This is a genomic window from Nonomuraea sp. NPDC050643 (assembly GCF_040654715.1).
Classification (GTDB): domain Bacteria; phylum Actinomycetota; class Actinomycetes; order Streptosporangiales; family Streptosporangiaceae; genus Nonomuraea.
Genome location: NZ_JBFAIM010000027.1, coordinates 1 through 21,949, shown reverse-complemented (window position 1 = coordinate 21,949; position 21,949 = coordinate 1). Strand labels below are relative to the sequence as shown.

Annotated in this window: 21 protein-coding genes and 2 pseudogenes; 12 read left to right on the top strand and 11 right to left on the bottom strand. The window is 71.7% G+C overall.

What is annotated here, in order from left to right; translation table 11 throughout:
• Positions 1-60 precede the first annotated feature (60 nt).
• A complete protein-coding gene (locus AB0I15_RS32225; protein WP_358103445.1) occupies positions 61-729 on the bottom strand; it encodes a nitroreductase in 669 nt (222 codons plus the stop codon).
• A 141-nt stretch (positions 730-870) separates the two neighbouring features.
• Positions 871-1,356, bottom strand: coding sequence for a MarR family winged helix-turn-helix transcriptional regulator (locus AB0I15_RS32220; protein WP_358103442.1), 486 nt, complete (start codon positions 1,354-1,356; stop codon positions 871-873).
• Positions 1,357-1,474: 118 nt separating this feature from the next.
• Here AB0I15_RS32220 and AB0I15_RS32215 point away from each other — a divergent pair.
• The 5 genes and pseudogenes from AB0I15_RS32215 to AB0I15_RS32195 form a co-directional block, all read left to right on the top strand.
• Positions 1,475-1,657 (top strand): annotated as a pseudogene (locus AB0I15_RS32215) (ABC transporter ATP-binding protein); the annotation flags it as partial.
• A pseudogene (locus AB0I15_RS32210) lies at positions 1,649-1,825 on the top strand (ABC transporter ATP-binding protein); the annotation flags it as partial. The pseudogenes AB0I15_RS32215 and AB0I15_RS32210, both read left to right, overlap by 9 nt.
• A gap of 103 nt (positions 1,826-1,928) precedes the next feature.
• Complete coding sequence (locus AB0I15_RS32205; protein ID WP_358103439.1) at positions 1,929-2,624, top strand: M48 family metalloprotease; 696 nt, start codon at positions 1,929-1,931, stop codon at positions 2,622-2,624.
• A gap of 210 nt (positions 2,625-2,834) precedes the next feature.
• Positions 2,835-4,019, top strand: a complete 1,185-nt coding sequence (locus AB0I15_RS32200; RefSeq protein ID WP_358103436.1) for a serine hydrolase domain-containing protein — start codon at positions 2,835-2,837, stop codon at positions 4,017-4,019.
• Positions 4,020-4,175: 156 nt separating this feature from the next.
• Positions 4,176-4,667 (top strand): carboxymuconolactone decarboxylase family protein, encoded by a 492-nt coding sequence (locus AB0I15_RS32195; RefSeq protein ID WP_358103433.1) that lies wholly within the window; start codon positions 4,176-4,178, stop codon positions 4,665-4,667.
• Positions 4,668-4,716: 49 nt separating this feature from the next.
• Here AB0I15_RS32195 and AB0I15_RS32190 read toward each other — a convergent pair whose 3' ends face one another.
• Complete coding sequence (locus tag AB0I15_RS32190; protein WP_358103430.1) at positions 4,717-5,610, bottom strand: TIGR03620 family F420-dependent LLM class oxidoreductase; 894 nt, start codon at positions 5,608-5,610, stop codon at positions 4,717-4,719.
• Positions 5,611-5,712: 102 nt separating this feature from the next.
• Positions 5,713-6,045, bottom strand: coding sequence for a metalloregulator ArsR/SmtB family transcription factor (locus tag AB0I15_RS32185; protein WP_358103427.1), 333 nt, complete (start codon positions 6,043-6,045; stop codon positions 5,713-5,715).
• Between the two features lie 187 nt (positions 6,046-6,232).
• Between AB0I15_RS32185 and AB0I15_RS32180 the strand changes: the two genes are divergently transcribed.
• Both AB0I15_RS32180 and AB0I15_RS32175 read left to right on the top strand, forming a co-directional pair.
• On the top strand, positions 6,233-8,782 hold the full coding sequence (locus tag AB0I15_RS32180; RefSeq protein ID WP_358103424.1) for a tetratricopeptide repeat protein: 2,550 nt from the start codon (positions 6,233-6,235) through the stop codon (positions 8,780-8,782).
• Positions 8,783-9,196: 414 nt separating this feature from the next.
• A complete protein-coding gene (locus AB0I15_RS32175) occupies positions 9,197-10,585 on the top strand; it encodes a cellulase family glycosylhydrolase (RefSeq protein ID WP_358103421.1) in 1,389 nt (462 codons plus the stop codon).
• Positions 10,586-10,687: 102 nt separating this feature from the next.
• Here AB0I15_RS32175 and AB0I15_RS32170 read toward each other — a convergent pair whose 3' ends face one another.
• Together AB0I15_RS32170 and AB0I15_RS32165 are read right to left on the bottom strand one after the other, a co-directional pair.
• The gene (locus AB0I15_RS32170) at positions 10,688-10,996 is read right to left on the bottom strand and encodes a cupin (RefSeq protein WP_358103418.1); all 309 of its coding nucleotides are present in this window, start codon (positions 10,994-10,996) and stop codon (positions 10,688-10,690) included.
• A gap of 92 nt (positions 10,997-11,088) precedes the next feature.
• Entirely contained in the window at positions 11,089-11,985 is an 897-nt protein-coding gene (locus AB0I15_RS32165; protein WP_358103415.1) for an alpha/beta hydrolase, read from the bottom strand.
• Between the two features lie 153 nt (positions 11,986-12,138).
• Here AB0I15_RS32165 and AB0I15_RS32160 point away from each other — a divergent pair, with 153 nt between their 5' ends.
• Positions 12,139-12,411 (top strand): hypothetical protein, encoded by a 273-nt coding sequence (locus tag AB0I15_RS32160; RefSeq protein ID WP_358103412.1) that lies wholly within the window; start codon positions 12,139-12,141, stop codon positions 12,409-12,411.
• 37 nt (positions 12,412-12,448) lie between these two features.
• On the opposite strand, the gene AB0I15_RS32155 is transcribed toward AB0I15_RS32160, so the two are convergent.
• Positions 12,449-13,435 carry a hypothetical protein gene (locus AB0I15_RS32155; protein ID WP_358103409.1) on the bottom strand — a complete coding sequence of 329 codons (987 nt, stop codon included), beginning with the start codon at positions 13,433-13,435 and terminating at the stop codon, positions 12,449-12,451.
• A gap of 201 nt (positions 13,436-13,636) precedes the next feature.
• Here AB0I15_RS32155 and AB0I15_RS32150 point away from each other — a divergent pair, with 201 nt between their 5' ends.
• Entirely contained in the window at positions 13,637-14,269 is a 633-nt protein-coding gene (locus AB0I15_RS32150; protein ID WP_358103407.1) for a TetR family transcriptional regulator C-terminal domain-containing protein, read from the top strand.
• Between the two features lie 100 nt (positions 14,270-14,369).
• Positions 14,370-15,380, top strand: coding sequence for a DUF418 domain-containing protein (locus AB0I15_RS32145; RefSeq protein ID WP_358103404.1), 1,011 nt, complete (start codon positions 14,370-14,372; stop codon positions 15,378-15,380).
• A 12-nt stretch (positions 15,381-15,392) separates the two neighbouring features.
• On the opposite strand, the gene AB0I15_RS32140 is transcribed toward AB0I15_RS32145, so the two are convergent.
• The 4 genes from AB0I15_RS32140 to AB0I15_RS32125 all read right to left on the bottom strand — a co-directional run bounded on the left by AB0I15_RS32140 (position 15,393) and on the right by AB0I15_RS32125 (position 20,184).
• Positions 15,393-16,544, bottom strand: coding sequence for a DUF418 domain-containing protein (locus AB0I15_RS32140; RefSeq protein ID WP_358103401.1), 1,152 nt, complete (start codon positions 16,542-16,544; stop codon positions 15,393-15,395).
• A 162-nt stretch (positions 16,545-16,706) separates the two neighbouring features.
• The gene (locus AB0I15_RS32135) at positions 16,707-18,785 is read right to left on the bottom strand and encodes a SpoIIE family protein phosphatase (RefSeq protein ID WP_358103398.1); all 2,079 of its coding nucleotides are present in this window, start codon (positions 18,783-18,785) and stop codon (positions 16,707-16,709) included.
• A gap of 280 nt (positions 18,786-19,065) precedes the next feature.
• Positions 19,066-19,407, bottom strand: coding sequence for a YciI family protein (locus AB0I15_RS32130; protein WP_358103395.1), 342 nt, complete (start codon positions 19,405-19,407; stop codon positions 19,066-19,068).
• Positions 19,408-19,470: 63 nt separating this feature from the next.
• Positions 19,471-20,184, bottom strand: coding sequence for a hypothetical protein (locus AB0I15_RS32125; RefSeq protein WP_358103393.1), 714 nt, complete (start codon positions 20,182-20,184; stop codon positions 19,471-19,473).
• Positions 20,185-20,285: 101 nt separating this feature from the next.
• On the opposite strand from AB0I15_RS32125, the gene AB0I15_RS32120 reads away from it, so the two are divergent.
• Both AB0I15_RS32120 and AB0I15_RS32115 read left to right on the top strand, forming a co-directional pair.
• Positions 20,286-20,831, top strand: a complete 546-nt coding sequence (locus AB0I15_RS32120) for a PadR family transcriptional regulator (RefSeq protein ID WP_358103390.1) — start codon at positions 20,286-20,288, stop codon at positions 20,829-20,831.
• Between the two features lie 51 nt (positions 20,832-20,882).
• Positions 20,883-21,949, top strand: a 1,067-nt coding sequence (locus AB0I15_RS32115) for an FAD-dependent monooxygenase (RefSeq protein ID WP_358103387.1), incomplete at its 3' end; no start/stop codon positions are given.

The following is a 21,949-nucleotide window of genomic DNA, read 5'->3' as shown; positions in this document are numbered from 1 at the left end:
GTGATGGCCTCGATCGCCGGCTCTCGGCCGGCGGTCGAAGCGGAACTCCCCCGGGTGCGGTTACCGGCCTCCGACGAACGTGACCGTCTCTTCGAGCGGCGCGCGGCCCGTACGGGGGTGATGCACCGCGACGTCCTCGAACCCGATCGACATGCCGCAGAAGAGGATGAGCCCTTCCGGCGGTGACACGATCTCCGCGACGGTCTTGCGATAGACCGACCACGCCATCTGGGGGCAACTGTGCAGCCCTTCGGCGCGGAGCAGCAGCATGACGGTCTGCAGATACATGCCGGCGTCGGCCCATTGGGGCCGGCCCAAGTCACGGTCGATGTAGCAGAACAGCGCGGCCGGCGCGCCGAAGCACTGCCAGTTGCCGCTGGCGGCCCGCTGGCGCGCCTCCCAGTCCTCGCGCTCGACACCGAGCGCGCTGTAGCGCTCCTTGCCGAAGGCGGCCCGGCGCTCGTGGTACGGGGACTTCAGCACGGACGGGTACATCTCGTACTCCCGCTCATCCCAGGGATCGCCTGCGGCGACGCGCGCACCGGCGCGCCTCTTGAGCTCGGCCAGCGGTTCGCCGGTCACCACGAAGACGCGCCACGACTGGAGGTTCGATCCGGACGGTGCCCAGGCCGCGGCGGCCAGCACGCGATCCAGCACCTCCTTCGGGACCGGCCGGTCGGCGAAGCCCCGTACGGCATGTCGGCTCTTGACCGCCTCGTAGACGTCCAAGGTCGCCCATCTCCCAACAGCTCAACGTGTCGATTCTCGTTGCACTCACGACAGTATCATTCAATACCTTTTAATGAGGCAAAGAAGTCGCCACGCCCTGGGGAAGGTGATTTGACCGGCGAGCGCCCCGAAGGCCGGCGTCTACGCCCCGCCGCCCGCGGGATCGGCGAAGCGGGTGAGCAGCTCCATCAGCCGCTCGGGCTCGCCGGGCTCCAGGTCGGCGACCAGCCGCTCGGCCAGGGGCGCCGCCGCCACATGGGCCGCGTCGAAGAGCTCGACACCCTGAGGCGTGATCTCCACCGCCCGCACCCGCCGGTCCCCCGGAACGGTCTTGCGCACGGCCAGCCCCCTGCGCTCCAGGTCGTCCACGACCCGCATGATCCCCGCCTTGTCCGACCCCGTCGCCGCCGCCAGGTCGCGCTGCACCGTGGGGCCGCGGTCGACCAGCACGATCAGCACGGCGAAGTGCCGCAGCTCGATGCCGAGCGGCCGAAGCGCCTCCGCCATCACCGTGGCCGCGTGCCAGTGGGCCCGGCGCAGCAGCAGGCCGAGGGCGAAAGGCGAGGCATCACCGGGACGGCCGGTCGCCCGCGGAGCGGGGGCCGTGTGCGGAACGTCGGCGGTCATGGGGGCACATTAGCAGCCACCCGTTCATTCGATACCGTATCATGTGATATTAAATGTGGGCCGGACTCCGGTGGGTCGAGGCCGCGGAGCGGTCCCGGTGTCTAGGGTTGCTGGTCACGATCTGTCCGTCGGTCAGCGCTACCGGATCAGGCTGGCCTGCCTGCTCGGTGCCGGGCATGACCTGCTGCTGGACGAGCCCACCAACCATCTCGACGCCGGCGGCCTGGAGCACCTGACCGCCCGGCTCCGGGCGCATCCGGGCGGGGTGGTGCTGGTCAGCCACGACCGCGCGCTGCTCGCGGCGCGGCCGCACGTCGTCCTGCTCGACGAGCCGACCAACCACCTGTCGATGACCCTGGTGGAGGAGCTGACACAGGCGCTGGCCACCACGGGGGCCGCCGTGGTGCTGGCCACCCATGACCGGCAGCTCCTGCGCGACACCGAGACCTGGCCCCGGCTCAACCTCTGAGGGGTGCGCGGGACCGCTGTTCGCGCCGAGCCTGGAGATCTCGGGACTGAGAGGTCCACTGGGACCGGAGACCCTTTTCGCTCAGCGCATGGTGGAGGAGCCCGTGGCTCAGCATGGTCTGGTCGCCCGCATGATGGCGGCGATGGTGCTGCTGGTTCTCGTCTATGCCATGGCGATCGGCCTGGCGCTGCTGATCGGCGTCGCCCCGCCCGTCGTGGCGGCGACGGTGGCGCTGGTGGTCCTGCCGCAGTGGTGGTCGACCGAGTGGATGGCGCGCAGGCTGGCCCGGGCGCGGATCGCGGGACCGGACGAGCTCACCGTGGCCATGGCGCACGAGGTCGCGCACATCCGTCATCGTGACGTGGCGGTGATGACGCTGGCCGGCTCGCTGGCGGTCGCCATGGCCTGGGGCGCGAGAGTCGCCACCACGTATGTGCGCAAGCACTCCAAGCCCGTGCCGTTCGGACAGCGGTTGCGTGACCTGCCGATCGTGTTCCTGCTGGTGGCGTTCGGCGGGTGGATCGTCCTGATGGGGCTGGTCAGCGTGCTGGCCCAACTGCCCCTGCGGACGCTCAGCCGCTACCGTGAGCTGGCCGCCGACCACGACGCGGCCCTGCAGACCGGGCAGCCCGCGCTGCTGGCCGCCACCCTGCTCAAGATCGGCGGGTGCGACGCCGTCCCCGACCTGCGCACCGCCGTACGGGTCCCCGTGCCGGGCCTGGTGGCCGCCAGGCCCGGCAGGTACGCCTGGTGGTCGACCCACCCGGCGATCGCCGAGCGCGTCGACCGGCTCACCTGACCGGGAGCCGTGCGGCCGGGCCGGTGCGGCAGCGTCCCGGCGGGTGCGGACGGCGGCTCCCGCCTGGCCGGCGGGATCGACCTGGACGGAAGTCGTACGCGGCGTGCGACCGCCGTCGCACGCGGAGATCATCACGAGTGGGGAGGAGGACGGCCACCGGTGCCTCCAGGCTGGAGATCGATCCCAGTCCTCCACCGGAAGGAAACACCCATGTCGCCAGCGAACGGCCGCCGCGTCGCGGCCGCGGCACTCATCGCCGCGTCGCTCCTGGCCCCGTCACCGGCCTTCGCGCAGCCCCGGCACGAGGACCCCGCCGGGGTCCGGCAGGCCCTGGAAGCGACCGTGGCCGCCGGCGCGCCCGGCGTCCTGGCCAGGATCGACGACGACCACGGGACCTGGATCGCCACCAGCGGGACCGCCGACCTGGAGACGCGGGCACCGGTGCCGCGCGAGGCCCGCTTCCGCGTCGCCAGCCTCACCAAGAGCATGGTGGCCGCGACCGTCCTGCAGCTCGTCCAGGAGGGAAGGGTACGGCTGGACGAGCCGATCGGCGACCGGCTGCCCGGCCACGTCGCCGGCGGCGACCGGATCACCGTACGCGAGCTGCTGAACCACACGGGCGGCCTGGCCGACTACGCCAGAGCCCCGGAGTTCGCCGACCCCGGGCACTACGGCAGGCGCACCTACACCCCCGAACGGCTCATCGCCGAGGCCGAGCGGCTGCCGCGCCCCGAGCGGGGCCGCTTCGCCTACTCCAACACGGGTTACATCCTGCTCGGCCTGCTGGTGGAGAAGGTGACGGGCCGCGACCTGAGCGCCGAGCTCGACCGGAGGATCTTCCGCCCGGCCGGGATGACCCGCTCCTACCTGCCCGCGACCTCGGACGTCATCCGCGGCCCGCACGCCACCGGCTACCACCTCCCCCAGGGCGCCGACCCGGCGGCGCCCGGCGCGCTCAAGCCCGTCACCCGGCTGAACCCGTCCTTCGCCTGGGCCGCCTACGGCGTGGTGTCGGACGCCCGTGACGTCAACCGCTTCTACCAGGCGCTCTTCGGCGGCAGGCTGGTCGGCCGGGACCTGCTGGCGCAGATGCGCACCGGCGTCGCCACGCCGCAGGCCCCGTTCTTCCCGCAGTACGGCCTCGGCCTGGAGTCGGTGGGGCTCACCTGCGGCCAGATGTGGGGCGCGACCGGCTCGATCCCCGGCTACCAGACCTTCGGCTTCGCCGACGCCGCGGGCACGCGCCGGATGACGCTGTCGGTCAATGTGCAGCGCAACGATCCGGGGGTGGCGACGATGCTGCTGTCCGTCATCGACGCGCTGAACCGCTATTTCTGCGGTGAGCCGTACCGGCTGCCCGCGCAGGGGATCGACCGCCTCACCCGCCGACCATGATCACGGGCCGATCGAACCGGTGTGGGCGATCATGCGTATCCCGTGCCGTACGGAGGTGCATGGCCTGACTCCAGCAGTGCGTCATCGCCATCACCCCCCTGTCCAGGGTCGTCGCTGTGCCCGTTTGTTAGCAACGAGCGAGAAGAGAGTCACGACATGCCTGAAGCCACATTTGCCACGCGGATCGCGATCAACGATGTGACCCCGGACGTCTCCAACGCGATGAGCGCCCTGCACGAGGCCGCCCTGGCCGCGGCGGAGGCCGCGGAGATCGAGCCGGAGCTGCTTCAGCTGATCAGGATTCGAACGTCCCAGATCAACGGTTGCTCCCTCTCTCTCGTCCAGCACACCCGGGACGCGCGCGACATGGGCCAGAGTGAGCAGCGCATCCGCGACGTGCGGTCCTGGCGCAACAGCAAGGTGCTCACCCGCAGGGAGCGGGCCGCGCTGTCGCTGACGGAGGCGATCACCCTGGTCTTCGCGGGTCAGGTCCCGAACTCGGTGTACGCCGAGGCGGCGAGCGTCTTCGACGAGACCCAGCTCGCGGCGTTGATCTGGGCCGTGACGGTGATCAACACGCACAACCGCATCGCGATCACCACCCGCCTGGAGGGCAGCGGCGCACCACCGATCGCGGCCGCCGGCTGAGCCCGGCCGGCGACGCTGAGCCCCGGCCCGGCGGCCTTCAGGCGGTGGCTCAGGGAGCGACCCGCTCCGGCAGCAGGGCGTCGCCGAGCATGCGCCAGTAGGGCATCGCGGACCGGCCCGGCTCGATCCCGATCACCTGCACCGCGACGTGGTCGGCGCCCGCCGCGAGGTGGGTGTGCAGCTTGCCGGCGATGGTGTCCAGGTCACCCCAGAACACGAGGTCGTCGACCAGCCGGTCACTGCCGCCGCCCGCGATCTCCTCCTCCGCGTAGCCCAGCCGGCGGAACTTGGCGATGTTGTACGGCGAGGCCAGGTAGGGCCGCAGGTGCTCACGCGCGATCGCCCGCGCCCTGCCGGGGTCGGACTCGAACAGCACCGGATGCTCGACGCCCAGGAACGCGTCCGGGCCGATGATCTCCCGCGCCTGCGCGGTGTGGGCCACGTTCACGTGGTAGGTCTGGGCTCCGGCGGCGCGGTCGCGTGCCAGCTCCAGCATCTTGGGCCCGTACGCGGCCAGGATGCGGCGGATCGGCGTCGCCGGACCGGGATTGACCGTCTCGAGCCCGTCCATCTCGTCCAGATACGCGGCCATGGCCGCCAGCGGCTTGGCCCCCGGGCGCGGCTCGCCGCCGAATCCCAGGCCGAGCACGTGCCGGCCGGGATAGGCGTCGGCCAGCAGGAGGGCGGCACCGTGCGCCCATCGGGCCCCGCGCGACCAGATCTGGGCGATGCCGTTGATGACGTGCATCCGCTCGGTGGCGGCGAGCAGGTAGCCCGCGTGCGTGAACGCCTCACGCCCGAGCAGCTCGGGAATCCAGAACGCCGGCCAGCCCTGCTCCTCGAGCTCCTGGACCGACTCGCGCATCCGCGCGGCCGGCAGGTGCTCGAAGTCAAAGGTGTAGACGCCGAACCGGCCCAGGTCCAGACCTTGAATGCCACCCATCGAACTTCTCCTCATACGCGTGGACGGGTCAGTCGCATCAACATATCGCATAATGTCGATATGTAACGCCCGGCGGCGGGCCGGGGCTCGCCCGCGGCGGCTCTAGAGGGTTCGCCCGAGCGCGGCCACCAGCTCGGCGACGCGCCGCTCATCGCGCTTGTAGTGGGTCCACTTGCCCACGCGCGTCGCCCGCACCAGGCCCGCCCGCTGCAGCTCGGCCATGTACGCCGAAACCGTCGACTGCGCCAGCCCCACCTTGGCCTGGATGTGGCTCACGCACACCCCCACCTCGACCGGATCGGCGATCGCCCCTTCCAGGGAGAAGTGACGCTCTGGCTCACGCAACCAGGCCAGCAACTGCAGCCGCGTCGGGTTGGCCAACGCGCGCAACGCGTCGACCAACTGGGGATCCGGCGAGGACACAGGCTCCGTCATGGGTCAGATCATAGGCGCTCACCGACGATTCGGAGTACCTCGATATGAGTGGTGACATGGAGGATTTTCTCCCGCGACGGGATCGGTGTCTCAACGGCTGGACTGTTGGCCGTTTGCCGCCATTCCTGAGGTCGTGTGGCATAGTCTCCCAGTCTGATCCGGACTGCTGATCGCGGGAGTTGTGTTCATGCCGTCAGGAGCGCTCGACGATGTCGAGGAGGGCCCTTCCACGGGGAGACCCCCGCTGGGCGCGTTGCTGCGGGCCTGGCGAGAGCGGGCGCTGCTGACCCAGGAGCAGCTCGCGACGCAGGCGGGGCTCAGCGTGCGTACCGTTCGCCGGCTGGAGTCGGGTGAGCTGCGACGGCCGCGCAGCACGTCGATGCGGTTGCTGGGTGAGGCGCTGGGCCTGGACGCCACGGAGTTGTCCGTCCTGATCGGCGCGGCGGGCGACGTCCCGCGCGGCCCCCGCCCGACGCGGACGACGCCGCGGCAGTTGCCGGCCGACGTGGCGTTCGTCGGCCGGGCGCAGGAGCTGGCCCTGCTCGACGAGACCGGCGGCGCGGCCACGGTGCTGATCACCGCCATCGACGGCATGGCGGGGGTCGGCAAGACCGCGCTCGCCGTCCATGCCGCCCACCAGCTCGCCGACCGCTTCCCCGACGGTGACCTCTTCGTCGACCTGCACGGCTACACCCAGGGCATGACCCCGGCCGACCCGGCCGACACGCTCGCCCGCGTGCTGGGACTGCTGGGCGTTCCCGGCGAGTCCATCCCCCAGCACGTCGACGATCGGGCGGCGCTCTACCGCACCCTGCTGGCCGAGCGCCGGATGCTGATCGTGCTGGACAACGCCGCCGACGAGGCACAGGTGGAGCCGCTGCTGCCGGGTGCGGGTGGCTGCCTGGTGCTCATCACGAGCAGACGGCGGCTGGTCGGCCTGGACGGCTTCCGCACGGTGTCGGTGGACGTCCTGCCGGTCGGGGACGCGATCACGCTGTTCACGGACACCGCCGGCCGGGAGCGGGTGGCGGGCGTGCCGCGGGAGGCGCTGGCCGAGATGGTACGGCGGTGCGGGCTGCTGCCGCTGGCGATCCGGCTGGCCGCGGCCCGGCTGAAGGCCCATCCGTCCTGGAGCGTGGAGCACCTGCTGGAGCGGCTGGAGGAGCACCAGAGCCTGCTGAGCGAGCTGCACGCGGGGCAGCGCAGCGTCACCGCCGCGCTCGACCTGTCGTACCGGGAGCTGAGCGCGGCCGAGCGGCGCGCGTACCGGCTGCTGGGCTCGTACGTCGGCCTGGACCTGGCGGCCGAGGCGGCCGCCGTGCTGCTGGCCACCACCCCGGAGCCGGCCGTACGCCTGCTGGACCGGTTGATGGAGGCCCATCTGCTGCAGGAGCCGGCCGTCGGCCGCTACCGCCTGCACGACCTGATCCGCGCCCATGCCGCCGCGATGGCCGCCCGCGAAGAGCCGGAAGCCGAGCGGCGCGCCGCCCTGACCCGGCTGCTCGACCACTACGGCCAGGCCGCATCGGCCGCGATGGACCGCCTCTATCCCTATGACGCGGACATGCGGCCCCACCTGCCGGCCGACACCGTCTCCATGCCCGATGAGCCGAGCGCCACCGCGTGGCTGGAGGCGGAGCTGGGCAACCTGCTCGCCCTCGCCCAGCACGCCGCCGGGCACGGCTTTCCCGAGCACATCCGGCACCTGTCGGCCACGCTGCACCGATGCCTGCGCACCCGCGGCCGCTACGCCGAGGCCGAGGCCCTGCACCGGCGGGCGCTGTCCGCCGCCCGCGCCACCGCGGACCGGCCGGGCGAGATGGAGGCCCTCCTGGGGCTGGGCGAGATCCACTGCGTACGGAGCCGGTACGAGACGGCGCTCGAGGACACCATGCGCGCCCTTGACCTCGCCCGCGCCACCGGTCACCAGGCCGGCGAGCTGCGTGCGCTGCATAGCCTGGGCACGATCCGGGCCTATCAAGGGCAGTTCCCCCCGGCCGCCGAGGCCTTCACCGAGTCGCTCGGCATCGCCCGGGCGATCGGCCACCGTACCGGCGAGCTGGACGCGCTGATCGATTCCGGCCAGGTCTACCGGCTGATGGAACGCTACGAGGCCGCCGCCGACCACCTGACGCGAGCCCTCGAACTCGCCAGGACGATCGATCACCGCACCTGCGAGTCGCGGGCGCTGATGGGCCTCGGCCACACCCACCTCAGGCGCGGGCGGCTCGGGCCGGCCGAAGAGTGCTTCTCGCAGGCCCTGAGCCTGGCCCGCAGCGCCGGGCACCGGCTCGGCGAGCTCACCAACCTCAACGGCCTGGGTCATCTCTACCGCGAACAGGGGCTGCGCGAACGGGCCCTCGACTGCTACGAGCAGGCCATCGACATCGCGCGCGAGATCGGCAACCGCAACTGGCACTTCGAGGCCGTCCACGGCGCGGGCCGGCTGCAGTACGACTCCGGGCACGCCGACGAGGCGCTCGAAAGCCACCGCGAGGCCCTCGACCTGGCCTCGGGCCTCGACCAGCCGAGCGACCAGGCCCGTGCCCACGACGGCCTCGCCCACGCCCACGCCGCCCTCGGCCGGCCCGCCCAGGCCCGCCACCACTGGACGCAGGCCCTGGCCATCATGGCCGCCCTCGGCGTCGACCGGACCGAGGAGCGGGGGGTGGACGTCGAGAGCATTCGCGCCCACCTCGCCCGCCTCGCGCCGGCGGCCGCCACGGACGAACCCTGATCCGCCCGCCTCCCACTCCGCAGGGCGATGCGTACGTCCGTACATGTGATGTGGCCGCGGCGCGCGACCCGGCCCGGCGAGCGGTCACGCCGGCCTGGAGGGCGCGCAGCCGACGGGCGCTGGAGCGCCACTTCGACGCCACCACGGCCCGGGAGCTCGACGCGCTCATCGAAGGGCTCGCGCAGCGCCCTGTCGACCGACCCGATGACCTCCGAGCAGCTCCGCCACGCCATCCATCGCCACCTGCGCCGAACCCCTCCCCGCGCCCTGGTGCACCGCACTCGCGCCTGAGCCGCGGCAGGTTCCTGACCGCGCGGGTCAGATTTGGGTCTTGTTCTCGGTAGACATCCGATCTACGCTTCCCACATTCGTTAGTAAGGTTTCCTAATGAATGAGGAGAGGAGCTCACCCCCCATGTTCAGATCCGCGCGCCTCGCCGTCCTGGCCGCGATCGTCGCCGCCTCCTTGCAGGCCGTTCCAGCCCAGGCCGCGACCACGTACGAGGCCGAGAACGCCACCGTCTCCCAAGGCGCGGTCGAATCGAACCACGCCGGTTACAGCGGCTCCGGGTTCGTCAACTACGACAACATCACCGGCTCGTACGTCGAGTTCGCCATCGACGCGGCCACCGCCGGCCAGGCCACCCTCACTCTCAGGTACGCCAACGGCACCACCACCAACCGCCCGATGTCCATAGCCGTGAACGGCGCCACGTCCACCCGGGACTTCCCGGGCACCGGAGCCTGGACCACCTGGCAGGAGGCCACGCTCACCACCACGCTCAACGCCGGCGTCAACACCGTGCGCGCCACCGCCACCACCGCCAACGGCGGCCCGAACCTCGACCGCCTGGTCCTCGGCACGCCCTCCACCGGCACGCCCGTGCAGGCCAACGGCCAGTTGCGCGTGTGCGGCGTCCGGCTCTGCAACGAGCAGGGCAAGCAGATCCAGTTGCGCGGCATGAGCTCACACGGCCTGCAGTGGTACTACCAGTGCCTCAACACCGCCTCCCTGGACGCGCTGGCCGGCGACTGGAAGGCCGACGTGCTGCGCATCTCGATGTACATCCAGGAGGACGGCTACGAGACCAACCCCCGCCTGTTCACCGACCGCGTCCACAACCTGATCGAACAGGCCACCGCCAGAGGCATGTACGCCATCGTCGACTGGCACATGCTCAGCCCGGGGAACCCCGCGTACAACCTGGCACGGGCCAAGACCTTCTTCACCGAGATCGCCCAGCGCCACAACGGCAAGAACAACCTGCTGTACGAGATCGCCAACGAGCCCAACGGCGTCTCCTGGTCCACCATCAGGACCTACGCCCACGACCTCATCCCGGTGATCCGGCAGTACGACCCCGACACCCCGATCCTGGTCGGCACCCGCGCCTGGTCCTCGCTCGGCGTCTCCGACGGCGCCACCGAGGCAGAGATCGTGAGCAGCCCGGTCAACGCGACCAACATCATGTACACCTTCCACTTCTACGCCGCCTCCCACGGCACCGAATACCTCAACACCCTGTCCAGGGCCGCCGACCGGATCCCCGTCTTCGTCACCGAGTTCGGCACCCAGACGTCCTCCGGCGACGGGTCGAACAACTTCACCAGGTCGCAGCAGTACCTCGACCTGATGGCGCAGAAGAAGATCAGTTGGGTCAACTGGAACTACTCCGACGACGAACGCAGCGGCGCCGTCTTCACCCAGGGCACCTGCCCGGGCGGCCCCTTCGCGGGCACCTCGCGGCTCAAGCCCGCCGGCGTCTGGATCCGCGACCGCGTCCGTACCCCTGACGACTTCTGACGCTCCCGGCTCTAACCGCGACGCACGGACGACGCGGGCGCGCTGAGGTCTCGCCGCCCGCGTTCGTGCTCCACCACGGCGCCGCGGGTGCGGGAGCAGGGTCTAGGTGTCGGCCCGCCTCTCCAGCCGGCTGCCGCGCGGCAGGGTGACGGCCAGGATGTTGCTGGGGATGTCCAGCTCGATGCGGTGCCATCGTCCGCGCGGGACGATGGCGGCGGTGCCGGCCACCAGCCTGATCTCTTCCTCCTCCTGCCCCGGCCGCTCCGGACGGAGGTAGAGGCGGATCTTCCCGATGAGGCAGGACACGATCTCCTCGGCCTCGGGGTGGACCTCCCAGTGATCGGCGTGGACGTCGGCGTCGGTCTTCGCGTGGAAGGCCGTCAACTGCCAGCCGTCCTGGTCGGAGTCCATCGCCGCTCTCCCGGCGTGGATCTCGCCGCCTTCGTGAAAGCGGAGAAGGGACGCGAAGAGATCGATCGGGGTAACCGTCATGCCGGGACCGCCTACTCGGCCAGGGCGCGGCGCAGGGCGGCGCCGAGCGCGGCGATCTGACGCTGCGACACCTCGGCGGACAGGACCGCCTGCGACCCGTGGAACGTGCCCGCCCACTGGTGCAGCTCGACCGACACGCCCGCCTGCAGCAGGCGCAGCGCGTAGCCGATGACCTCATCGCGAACCGGGTCGAACTCGGCCGTGGCGAGGTAGGCGGGCGGCAGGCCGGACAGGTCGCCGGCCCGCGCCGGGGCGGCGAACGGCGTCGCGGGCGCGGAGCCCAGGTAGTGCCGCCACGCCGCCGCGAGCTTCTCGCGGTACAGCCAGGGCGTGTCGGTGAAGGTCCGTGCCGACCAGGTCTCCAGCCGGTCGTCGAGCCCGGGTTCGTTGAGCAACTGGAAGCGGATCGGCGGCCCCTGCTCGTCGCGTGCCCGCAGCGCCACCGCGGCCGCGAGCCCCGCGCCGGCGCTGTGACCGCCGACCGCGATCCGGGCCCGGTCTATGCCGAGTTCGGCCGCGTGTTCGGCCGTCCAGGTCAGCACCGCGTAGACGTCGTCCAACGCGGCCGGGAACGGATGTTCTGGGGCCAGGCGGTAGTTCACCGAGATCACCACCGCGCCGGAGTCGGCGGCGATCCGCGCGGCCCACGGATGCTCGGTGTCCAGGTCGCCCATGACGAAGCCGCCGCCGTGCAGCCAGACGATGGCCCCCCGCGCCTGACGCGGGCGATAGATCCGCACCCGCACATCCGGATCGGCGGGCACCGTGCGGTCCTCGACCTCCATGCCCGAGGTGTCCGGCGCCGGCCTCGCGGCGGCCCGCTCGGCATAGTTCTCACGCGTGGTGACCGGGTCGCTCAGGTCGTCCTTGGGGAACAGCGGGAGGAAGGCTTCCAGTTCGGGATCCATGCCGACCATCCTGCTGCTTGCCGCCCCGGAGACCATCCGCCATCCGTCGGGCATCCGGCCCCGATCGCGCACCGATCGGCGCAGTCGATCGGCGCTGCCCACCGGCGCACTCCACCGGCGCTGCCCACCGGCCGGGAGCCCTATCCTCCTCCCATGGAGGCACTGGCCGAGCGGCTGTCGCAACTGGACGCGCACGTCGAGGGCGCGATCCGCCTGCTGGACCGGCTCACCATCGCCACCGCCGCCCCCCTCGCCGGCACCGGCGCCATCCTGGCCACCACCATCGACCCCACCCACCTGCACCACAGCAGCGTCGCCCGCCGCCTCGACCACCTCAGCCGCGCCCTCGGCATCGACCCCACCGACCCCACCGGCCTCATCCGGGCCAGACTCGCCCTCACCACCTGGCGGCTGCTCAACGACTGAACAGGCGCCACCCGAGGGCGAGCCCGATCCGGCGCGGTCAGTGGAAGTCGGTGATGCGGAACACGGCGATCATGTCCGTCCCGCGGGCGGCGCCGATCGAGAAGGAGGCCTCCGCCCCGACCCAGCCACGGAAGGCTCCGCTGTCGTCGATGATCTGCATGAGCGGTTTGACGTGGGAGTTGCCGGTGTAGCAGAACTCGTCCCGCTCCATCGCCAGGCAGGTGCACCAGTGCCACAGCGTGTCGCGGCGGTCGGTGTTGGAGATCTTCGTGAGGTAGTACTGGATGGAGCTGACGTTGGCGGCCGTTCCGCCGCCGTACTTGGGGCAGCCGCCTTCCTTCTGGCAGGCGCCCTTCGAGGACGGCTGCAGGTAGGTCAGGCATGAGGTGGTGGTGGCGCAGGCGCGGAAGGAGGACAGGCCGAACGGCTGGTTGTCCGACTTGACGATCTTGCCGTGCGCCCAGCTCGTCAGGTCCTGCCTGAGCGCGCCCGGGAACGCCTTCACCGAGCTCATCGCGCGCCGGGTGCCGACCGCGGCGTTGCTGCCGTAGCCGTAGCCGTGCGTGGCCAGCGAGCTCTGCTTGAGGTCGAGGCGGGCCAGCTTCCCGTCGGGGGAAGGCCGCACGTACCACTGCTCCGTCCACGTCTGGGCGATCTTCCAGCGGATGCTCAGCACGTCGCCCGACAGGGTGTAGGTCCCGGTGCGCTTCTCGTCGGGAGCGCCGGTGAAGCCACCGGCGGTGAGGACCTCGCAGGTGCGGGGGCGCGGGTTGGACCCGCCGGCCTTGGTGGTGCAGCCCGAGTCGGGGACCATGCCGGTGCGCTGCCTGGCCGTGGGGTTACGTTGCCACCACAGGTACAGGGACGAGGTCACCGTGCCGTTCGCGGCGAAGCTGTAGCTGCCCAGCCGTACCCAGTTCTGCTGGGAGGCGGCCTTGAGATGGCCCTGCGAGACGACGTAGGTGGCCTTTCCTCCCGGCAGCGACAGGGCGGAACCCGCGGCGTTGGCCGGTTGGGATGGCACAAGGGCGATAGCGAGAAGGAAGGAGAGGATTGCCGCTGCGGTACGCATGAAACTCCCGGAGGCTTACGGGCTTGACCGATCGTCCACGACACACCGTATTCGGTCTGTACCAAAATGTCTCCGGAACGGCCTCCCGGCCGCCAACTTCGGTCCGAGCGCGTCCGTGACCAGCAAATAGCATGGATCTGCTATAAAGGCGGCATGCCGAAGGTGGTCGATCCAGTGGCCCGCAGGGACGAGGTCGTGGACGCGGTGTTCCGCGTCGTACGCCGCGCGGGCTTCGAACACGCGTCCCTGCGCAACGTCGCCGAGGAGGCCGGGCTGGCCATCGGCTCGGTGCGGCACTACTTCGACAGCCACACCGACCTGATGGTGTTCGCGATGCGGGCCTCGATCGAGCGGGTGGCCGCGCGGCTGATGGAGCGGATCGGCCCGCTGCCGGCCGCGCAGGACCGCGCCGCCAGGGCGGAAGGGGTCGAGGAGATGCTGTCGGAGCTGTTGCCGCTGGACGAGCGGCGGCGCGACGAGACCACGGTGTGGCTGGCGTTCACGACGGCCGCCCGCACCCGCCCCGAGCTGCAGCCGCTGACGCGGGAGGCCTACGACGGCATGCGCATGCTGGTGCGGCGGATCGTGGACGGCATCGCCCGGCACCGGGCGCTGAAGGGGCTGCCCGAGCTGGAGGCCGACCTCGAGACCGAGCGGCTGTGCGCGCTCATCGACGGCCTGACGCTGGAGGGCGTGCTCCACCCCGAACGGATGACGCCCGAGCTGATGGTGCGCACCCTGCGCCGCCACCTCGAGACGCTCGCCGGGCCCGCCGCTCACGCCTGAGCCCGCGCGCTGCCGTACCGGCCGAAAGTACCGTCGCGGAGCGCGGGATCCCGACCCGCGGTCGATGTCCGCGCCGGGCCGCATCCGCAGGATGAGGCCCATGTCCTCCAGAGATCACGGAAAGCCGACGGCCCCGGCGGCCGCGCCGAACTCCCCCGGCCGGCCGCGTATCGCGGCGCTGGACGTCCTGCGCGGGTTCACGCTGTGCGAGATCCTGCTCGCCAACATCCAGCTCATCGCCAACGACCGCACCGCCGTCGTGGCGCAGCCCATGGGCGACTGGGACCCCTGGCTCGGGCTCCCGATCTTCTCCCTGCTGTTCGGCATCGGGTTCTCGCTGCTGCTGGACTCCGCCGCGAGCCGCGCGCCCCGCCCACGGCTGGTCCTGCTGCGCCGGCTGCTGGCGCTGCTCGCGATCGGCCTCGTGCACACGCTGCTGTGGCCGGGCGAGATCCTCACCAAGTACGCCATCGTCGGCATGCTGGTGCTGCTCCCCTCGACCTGGCTGCCGCGGTGGGCCGTGGCCGGCCTCGCCGCCGTGCTCGTCCCCGTGGCGCTGTTCGCCGGCGGCGGCCCCCTGCTGATCGCCGGGCTGTTCCTGCTGGGCTCGGCACTGGTCCGGTACGGGGTGATCGAGCACATCGACCGCTCCACCCGGGGGCCGCTCCTGCTGGGCCTGACCTTCGCGGCGGGGACGGCCGGCGCGCTGTGGGTGCGGGCCGGCGTACAGACCGGGACGGACACGACGCAGCCGTCCTTCATCTCCGGCCTGGCCGATCTGCTGCTCGCCGGCGTCTACGTGTGCGTCCTGCTGCTCCTGCTCAGAACGCCGCTGCGCCCGGCGCTGCGGGCCGTCTTCGCGCCGCTGGGCCGGATGGCGCTGACCGGCTATCTGAGCGCCACGGTCCTCGTCCTGGCGGCCGCTCACCTTCTCGGCCTGCCGATCGGAGGGGACCTGACGGTGGCGTACCTGTCCGCGGGAGCCATCCTCCTGGCCCAGTGGCTGTTCTCCACCCTCTGGCTGCGCCGCTACCGCCAGGGCCCCCTGGAGTGGCTCTGGCGCTGGGCCACCTGGGCCCGGCGCTCGGCCCTGCGCCTTCCCGCGAGCTGAGCGCCGGGCCGCTCAGGCCCCCCGCATGCGGTGCATCAGGAGCTCCAGCGGGCCCCGGTCGAACCGCCGCAGCCAGAGGGTGGCCGCCGCCACGTTGACGAGGGACACCACGGCCCACAGCACCGGAACCCACCACGGGCGGAATCCGGCCAGACGCTCGGCCAGCCCCAGCCCCCAGCCGTAGCACACGATGCCGGCCAGCAGGTTCTGCAGCACGTAGCACGACAGGGCGGTCCTGCCGACCGCGGTGAGCCCGCGGCGCGTGGGGCCGCCGCGCGCCCGCAGCGTCCACGTCGTGACGAGCGCGAGGAGGCCCAGGGCGATCAGCGGCGGGACCAGGTACCGCTCCACGAGGAAGAAGTCCGGGCCGGCGAGCCAGACCAGCACGTTCAGCGGCAGGCCGAGCCCGAGGCCCCAGAGCGTCAACCGGCGGCGGATGCGCGCCCCGGGCTCGCTGTCGCCGAACGCCCCGGCCCGCACCAGGCGCGACCCGATCAGGAACAGCACCACCGACGACGGCAGGATCATCAGCGTCTCCAGCCGATAGGCCCCGGCGTCGGTGAACCGGTGGACGACCTGGTCCACCCAGCTCGCCGTCGCCGCGGGATCGTACGGAGCGGTGCCGGTCTGCTCGGGCAGGGTGGTCAGCAACGCCGTGACCAGGGCGATGGACACGGCGGACAGCGTGCCGAGCACCCAGATCCAGGCCCGCACCGCCCGATCGCTCCGCCCGACCAGATACGCGACCAGCAGCGACGTGATCGCGTAGCTCATCAGCACGTCGCCCTCGAACACGAGCAGGTAGTGCACGAGCCCCTCGGCGAACAGGATCGCCGCGCGCACCGGATACCGCCCCGCCCACGGCGCGCCGCGCCGCCGGGCCGCCTGGTACTGCAGCTCGATCCCCACCCCGAACAGCACCGTCAGCATGGCCAGGAACTTGCCGTTCGCCAGGGCGAGCAGCCCGCTCTCGGCCCACTCGGCGGCCGAGGCCGCAGGCTTCAGCACGTCCGCGAACCAGGCGGCCGGCCCGCCCGGCTGCGCGAAGAGCCACACGTTGGTGCCGAACGTCCCCAGGATCGCGATGCCGCGCAGGACATCGAGTGCCGTGATGCGTTCGCGCGGCGGAGCCGCGACGTGTTCCTGCCGGGTTGGCGACGCCATACCGTTCCCCCTTTTTTTGGCGCGATCGTGCTAAAAAATATAGCACGGTCGCGCTAAAAAGGGCGGCGCGGGAAGTGATCGAGGCCATACGTGGTGGTCGGCGCGGTCAGGGGCACGAGGCCGGCGCGACCGTCAACAGCGAGGGCGGGCGGCTTCCAGCCGTTACGCCGGCCGCCGCACCGATCGGGAGCCTGCGCGCTCGGCCGCCGGGTGCGGGCCGCTGCCGTGCTGGAGGACCAGCAGCGCCACGTCGTCGGCGTTGTCGCGGGTGTGGGCGGCCTGGTCGAGCAGCAGGCCGGTGAGCCGCTGAGGATGTCCTTCGCCGGCGCAGGTCAGGTGGGCGGCGAGATCGTCGATGGCGTCGTCCAGGTCGATGCCGCGGGTCTCGACGAGGCCGTCGGTGTAGAGGGCGACGACGGCGCCGGGCGGGAACGGCGCCTCGATCGTCGGGTAGTCGGCGTCCGGGTCGATGCCGAGCACGACGCCGGGCGGGACGTCGATGACCTCGGCGGGCATACTGGGCGGGCGCAGCAGCGGCGGCGGGTGCCCGGCGTTGGCCGCGCGGAGGGTGCGCAACTGCAGGTCGAAGTGGATGAGCAGGCAACTCGTGAACAGGTCGGTGTCCAGGTCGATGAGCAGGCGGTTGGTGTGCTTGAGCACGTCGCCGGGGCTGGCGCCAGCGACGGTGTGGGCGTGGATGGCGGTACGCACCTGGCCCATGAGGGCGGCGGCCGTCATGTTGTGGCCCTGGACGTCGCCGATGACCGCCGCGGCCGTGGTGTCGTTCAGCCGGATCAGGTCGTAGAAGTCGCCGCCGACACCGACGCCGCGGGTGGCGGGCACGTAGCGGGCGGCCACCTCCAGGCCGGGGATCTCCGGCAGGGTACGCGGCAGCAGCGTGGTCTGCAGGCTGTGGGCCAGCCGGTCTTTGGTGTCATAGAGGAGGGCCCGGTCGAGCGCCTGGCCCATCAGCCCCGCCAGGGCGGTGAGAGTGGCGCGCTGGTCGTCAGGGAACGGGTGCGGCCGGTCGAAGGCGAGCACGCAGGTGCCGACGGTGTCGTCCGAGACCGTCAGCGGCAGGAACGCCCAGGCCGCCATCCCGTCATCGTGCCCGGCCCGCGGAAACCTCTGGCGCAGCTCGTCGCCATCGGTGAAGAACAGGGGCGCGCCGGTTCCCAGGACGTGCTCGGCGGGGGTGGGCGAGGCCACCGGCAGGCCGCCGAGGCGGTCGAGCGCGTCGGGCCGGTAGCCGTACGAGCCGGCGATCCGCATCTTGCCGCCCTCGGCGATCAGGATCGCCAGGGCCTGGGCCCCGAAGACGGGCATGACGTGGGCGGTGATGACATCGACGACCTCGCGCACATTGAGCGTCCGGGTCAGCGCCGCCGCCATGTGCAGGAAATTGTGGACGACGTCCGCGCGGGGCGGCCCGGCGGAGAACTCCGGCCGATCGATCGTGACAGAAGTGACAGGAGTGACAGGCGCGAGAGGTGTGATGCGCAGGCTGACTCCGGTGGGGTCCGGATCCAGCCGCAACACCAGTTCGCGGCCGTCCGGGTCCCGGACCGTGCAGGAGGTGGCCCGCCGGCCGATCACCGCGGCCCGCCAGCCGTCCTCGAACACCGGATCCGCCAGCCAGGCGGCGACCTCCCACAGCATCCGGCCCCGCAGTTCGGCCCCGCCGGCGCCGAGCAGGCCGGCCGCCGTGGCGCTGGCGAAGGTGATGACGCCGTCCAGATCGAGCGCGACACAGCCGTCGTGGAGCCGGTCGAGGTACCTGGCCGCGGCGTCGCCCGGGTCCACCGGCGGGGTCTGCGCCGGGGTCAGGACGCGGGGTTCGCCCGTGCAGCGCAGCGGATGCCCGCCGTCGGCCGCCCGCCGCAGCAGTGTGGCCAGGTCGTGGCTGGTGGCGTTGATGATCTTCAGTTCGCAGGGACTGAGTTCGGGCGCGCGGGGGGTGGGCCACAGCAGCACCCAGCCGCCCCACAGGTGGGAGCCGGTGTGCAGCGGAACGGCCGCGGTCGCGAACGAATACGGCAGGGCGAGCGCCGTCCCGGGGAAGCGGCGGGCCAGGTCCTGGTGATCGGGCACCCAGATCAGCCTGCGCCGGCGGACGGCCGCGGTCATCGGAGCGTCGGCGGCCATCCTGAGCCTGCTCCACGGCCTGACGATGTGGCCGGGCAGCCCGATCTCCGTCTCCATCAGCAGGACATCCGGATCGTCGGCCAGAAGGTAGATCATGCCAACATGCGCGCCGGTCTCACGGGCGGCCCGGACCAGAGCGTCGTCCACTCCGGACACGTACGGCCGGACCGCCTGATCGGCGTGGCCCCGCACGGTCTACCCCGCTCCAATCTGCGATGACCTGGGGGTCGAATGACGAAATTCAGCCATGAATCCACCTTAGGCACCCAACATGCCTGCCATCGGCGGCCGTTACCCGATGCTGGGGATCACATGGCGGGAACGTGGGCTTTCCCAGAGGAACACGTCACGCCGGCAGTACGCGGTGGCCGTGTGCTCACCCGTCGTACTCGACCACGGGGCGCACGTCGACACTGCCGTAACGGGCGGTGGGGATCCTCCGCGCCCACGAGGTGGCGGCGTTGATGTCGGCGACGTCGACGACGTAGAAACCGGCGACGACGGCGCCCGGCGCGGCGGTCACCCCGTCGTCGACGATCGTGGCGGCGTCGCGCACGCACACCGTCCGGGCGGCGCCGGCGTCGTGGAAGCCCGCCTCGTGGACCAGGACGCCGGCACCCCGCGCCTCCTTGTCGAGGTCGAGCCACTCCTGGAGCTCGTCCTCGGTCGGGCCGGCCACGGCGGGGTCGTACTGGTACATCAGGGCGAACTTCGGCATGGATCTACTCCCGTGCTCGGTGGGCGGGCCGTCTGCGGCATCGCGTCCACGGTAGGGAGGAGGTCACTGTCCGGTCTTGTACAGAAGCGACAGGGGTTCGTCCGGGTCCGGCCGCTGGAGTTGGGTCGCCGTGCGGCCCATGAAACGGGCGAGCGAGCGGGCGAGGTGCGGCTGGTCGTAATATCCCAGCCGGTGCACCACGTCCATCGGTGCGACGCCCTCGCCGAGCAGCATGGCCGCCTCCCGGGTGCGCTCGATCTGCCGGATCGCCCCCTGTGTCAGCCCGGTCGCGGCCACCACCCGGCGCTGCACCGAGCGGGCGCCCAGCCGCGGGGCGTCGTCGCCCGCGACGACGTCGGCCACCATCGGGTCGCGCACCAGGATGCCGGCGCGCACGAGCCGGTGCACGAAATCCTCGGCGTTGCCGAAGGTCGGCAGCTCGAACTCCTCCTTCCGGAGCACCAGAGCGGCCGGCGACACGTGCGGGGCCATCACCGCCGAGTCGACCAGCCGCGGGACCGGCAGGTGCGGCATGGACGCGCCGTGGGCGAAGATGATCCCGAACGAGAAGCCCTCGGGGATGTGGTCCACCGTGGTCGGCCCGGTCTCCGGGCCACGGACCGCGACGTGCACGCGCCCGTGATCCTCCCAGACCACCAGTTCCCAGTTCGAGTTCGCGACCGAGTGCATGCGCACCGCCGTGCTGACGCCCTCGCTGCGGTAGACGCGCTCGATGTACGGCGAGTCCGACAGCCGGTCCTCGTTCTCCAACGCCATGCCACCTCCCACACCAGTCTCATCATCCTCGCCACTGTCGACCACTCCTTTTTGAGTACTCATCCTTGCGTAGTGGATGGTAGTCGTGTTTGAGTACTCATGTGCGAGCAACTCGACTCTTCATTCTCGGCGCCCTGGCCGACGGCGGTCCCATGCACGGGCACAAGATCCGGGCCGCGGCCCAGATCGACCGGGTCGAGCTGTGGGCCGACATCAAGCCCGGATCGCTCTACGGCGCGCTGCGCCGGATGGCGGACGAGGGCGTCGTCGAGGTGGTCCGCACGGAGCAGGAGGGCAACCTGCCCGCCCGGACGGTCTACGGCATCACCGGCAAGGGCCGGGCCGAGCTGGTCTCGGTGATCAGGTCCGTTCTGTCCGACACCAGGTTCCGGCCGGACCCGATCCAGCTCGTGCTCCTGCACCACGGCGAGATCACCCCTGACGAGCTGCGCACGGCCGCCCGGCAGCGGCGCGACTCCTACGCCGCGCAGCTCGGCTTCTGGCGCAACCTGCGCGTCGAGGCCGACCCCTACCTGAGCAGGCTGGAGGCCGTCGCCTTCGACCACACCCTGATGCGGCTCGAGACGGAGGTCGCCTGGCACGACCGGCTCCTGGCCGAACTCGCGGACGGGGCCGGGCCAAGCTGACGGCACGGGCTCGCCCGGCGGGCGCGCCCTCGTACGGAAAGGCGGACATCCATGTCGCCTCGGCGTTTGGACGTCGCCGTGATCGGCGGCGGAATCGGCGGGCTCTGCCTGGCGCAGGGCCTGAGGCGGGCCGGCGTGCGCGTCACCGTGTACGAACGGGACCGCACGGCCGACTCGCGGCTCCAGGGCTTCCGGCTGAACATCGAGCCGGCCGGAAGCGTCGCCCTGCACGCCTGCCTGCCGCCCGCCCTCTGGGAGGTGCTGGTGGCCACCGCGGGCGATCCGGGCCCCGGGATCACCTTCCTCGACGAGCGGATGCGTCCGCTCGTCCTCATCGGCCAGGACGGCCCCCCTCACGACCCGCTCGACCCCGCCACCGGCGACCACGCGGTCAGCCGTGTCACGCTGCGCCGACTGCTGCTGGCCGGCCTGGACGACGTCGTCCACTTCGGCAAGGAGTTCACCGGTTTCGCCCGCGCGGACGACGGGACGGTCACGGCGAAGTTCGCCGACGGCGAGACCGCGACCGCCGACGTGCTCGTCGCGGCCGACGGCGCCGGCTCCCGGGTGTGGGCGCAGCTCCACCCGGAGGTAGGCCGCGCCACCCTGCCGGCGACGGCCGTCGCGGGCAAGCTGTTCCTCACCGAGGACAACCGCCGATGGCTGCCGGACCGGCTGCTCGCCGGCCGGAACGTCTTCTGGCCGCGCACGGACTTCCTGTTCACCGCGATCTTCCGCCGGCGCGAGGACCCCGCGGCCATCACCGCCAGGCTCGGTGACCGGGTGCGCGCGCTCGGGATCGACCCGGAGCGGCTGCTGGCCGACTCACAGGACGACGACTACGTCCTGTGGGCGTTCATCATGCACCGCGACGCCGTCCCGGCGGGCTTCACGCCGCAGGCTCACGACGACCCGGCCGCGGTACGGGACCTGCTGGCCGAGCGGACGGCCGGATGGCACCCCGACCTGCGCCGCCTCCTGACCGCCTCGACGCCGGACACCCTCTACCGGACCGGGTTCGGCGCCGCCGTGCTGCTGGACGAGCCGCTCACAGTCGTGGACCCGGCGCTGAAGTGGACGCTGCGCAGCAAGCTCAAGGAGATCCACCGCGACACCGG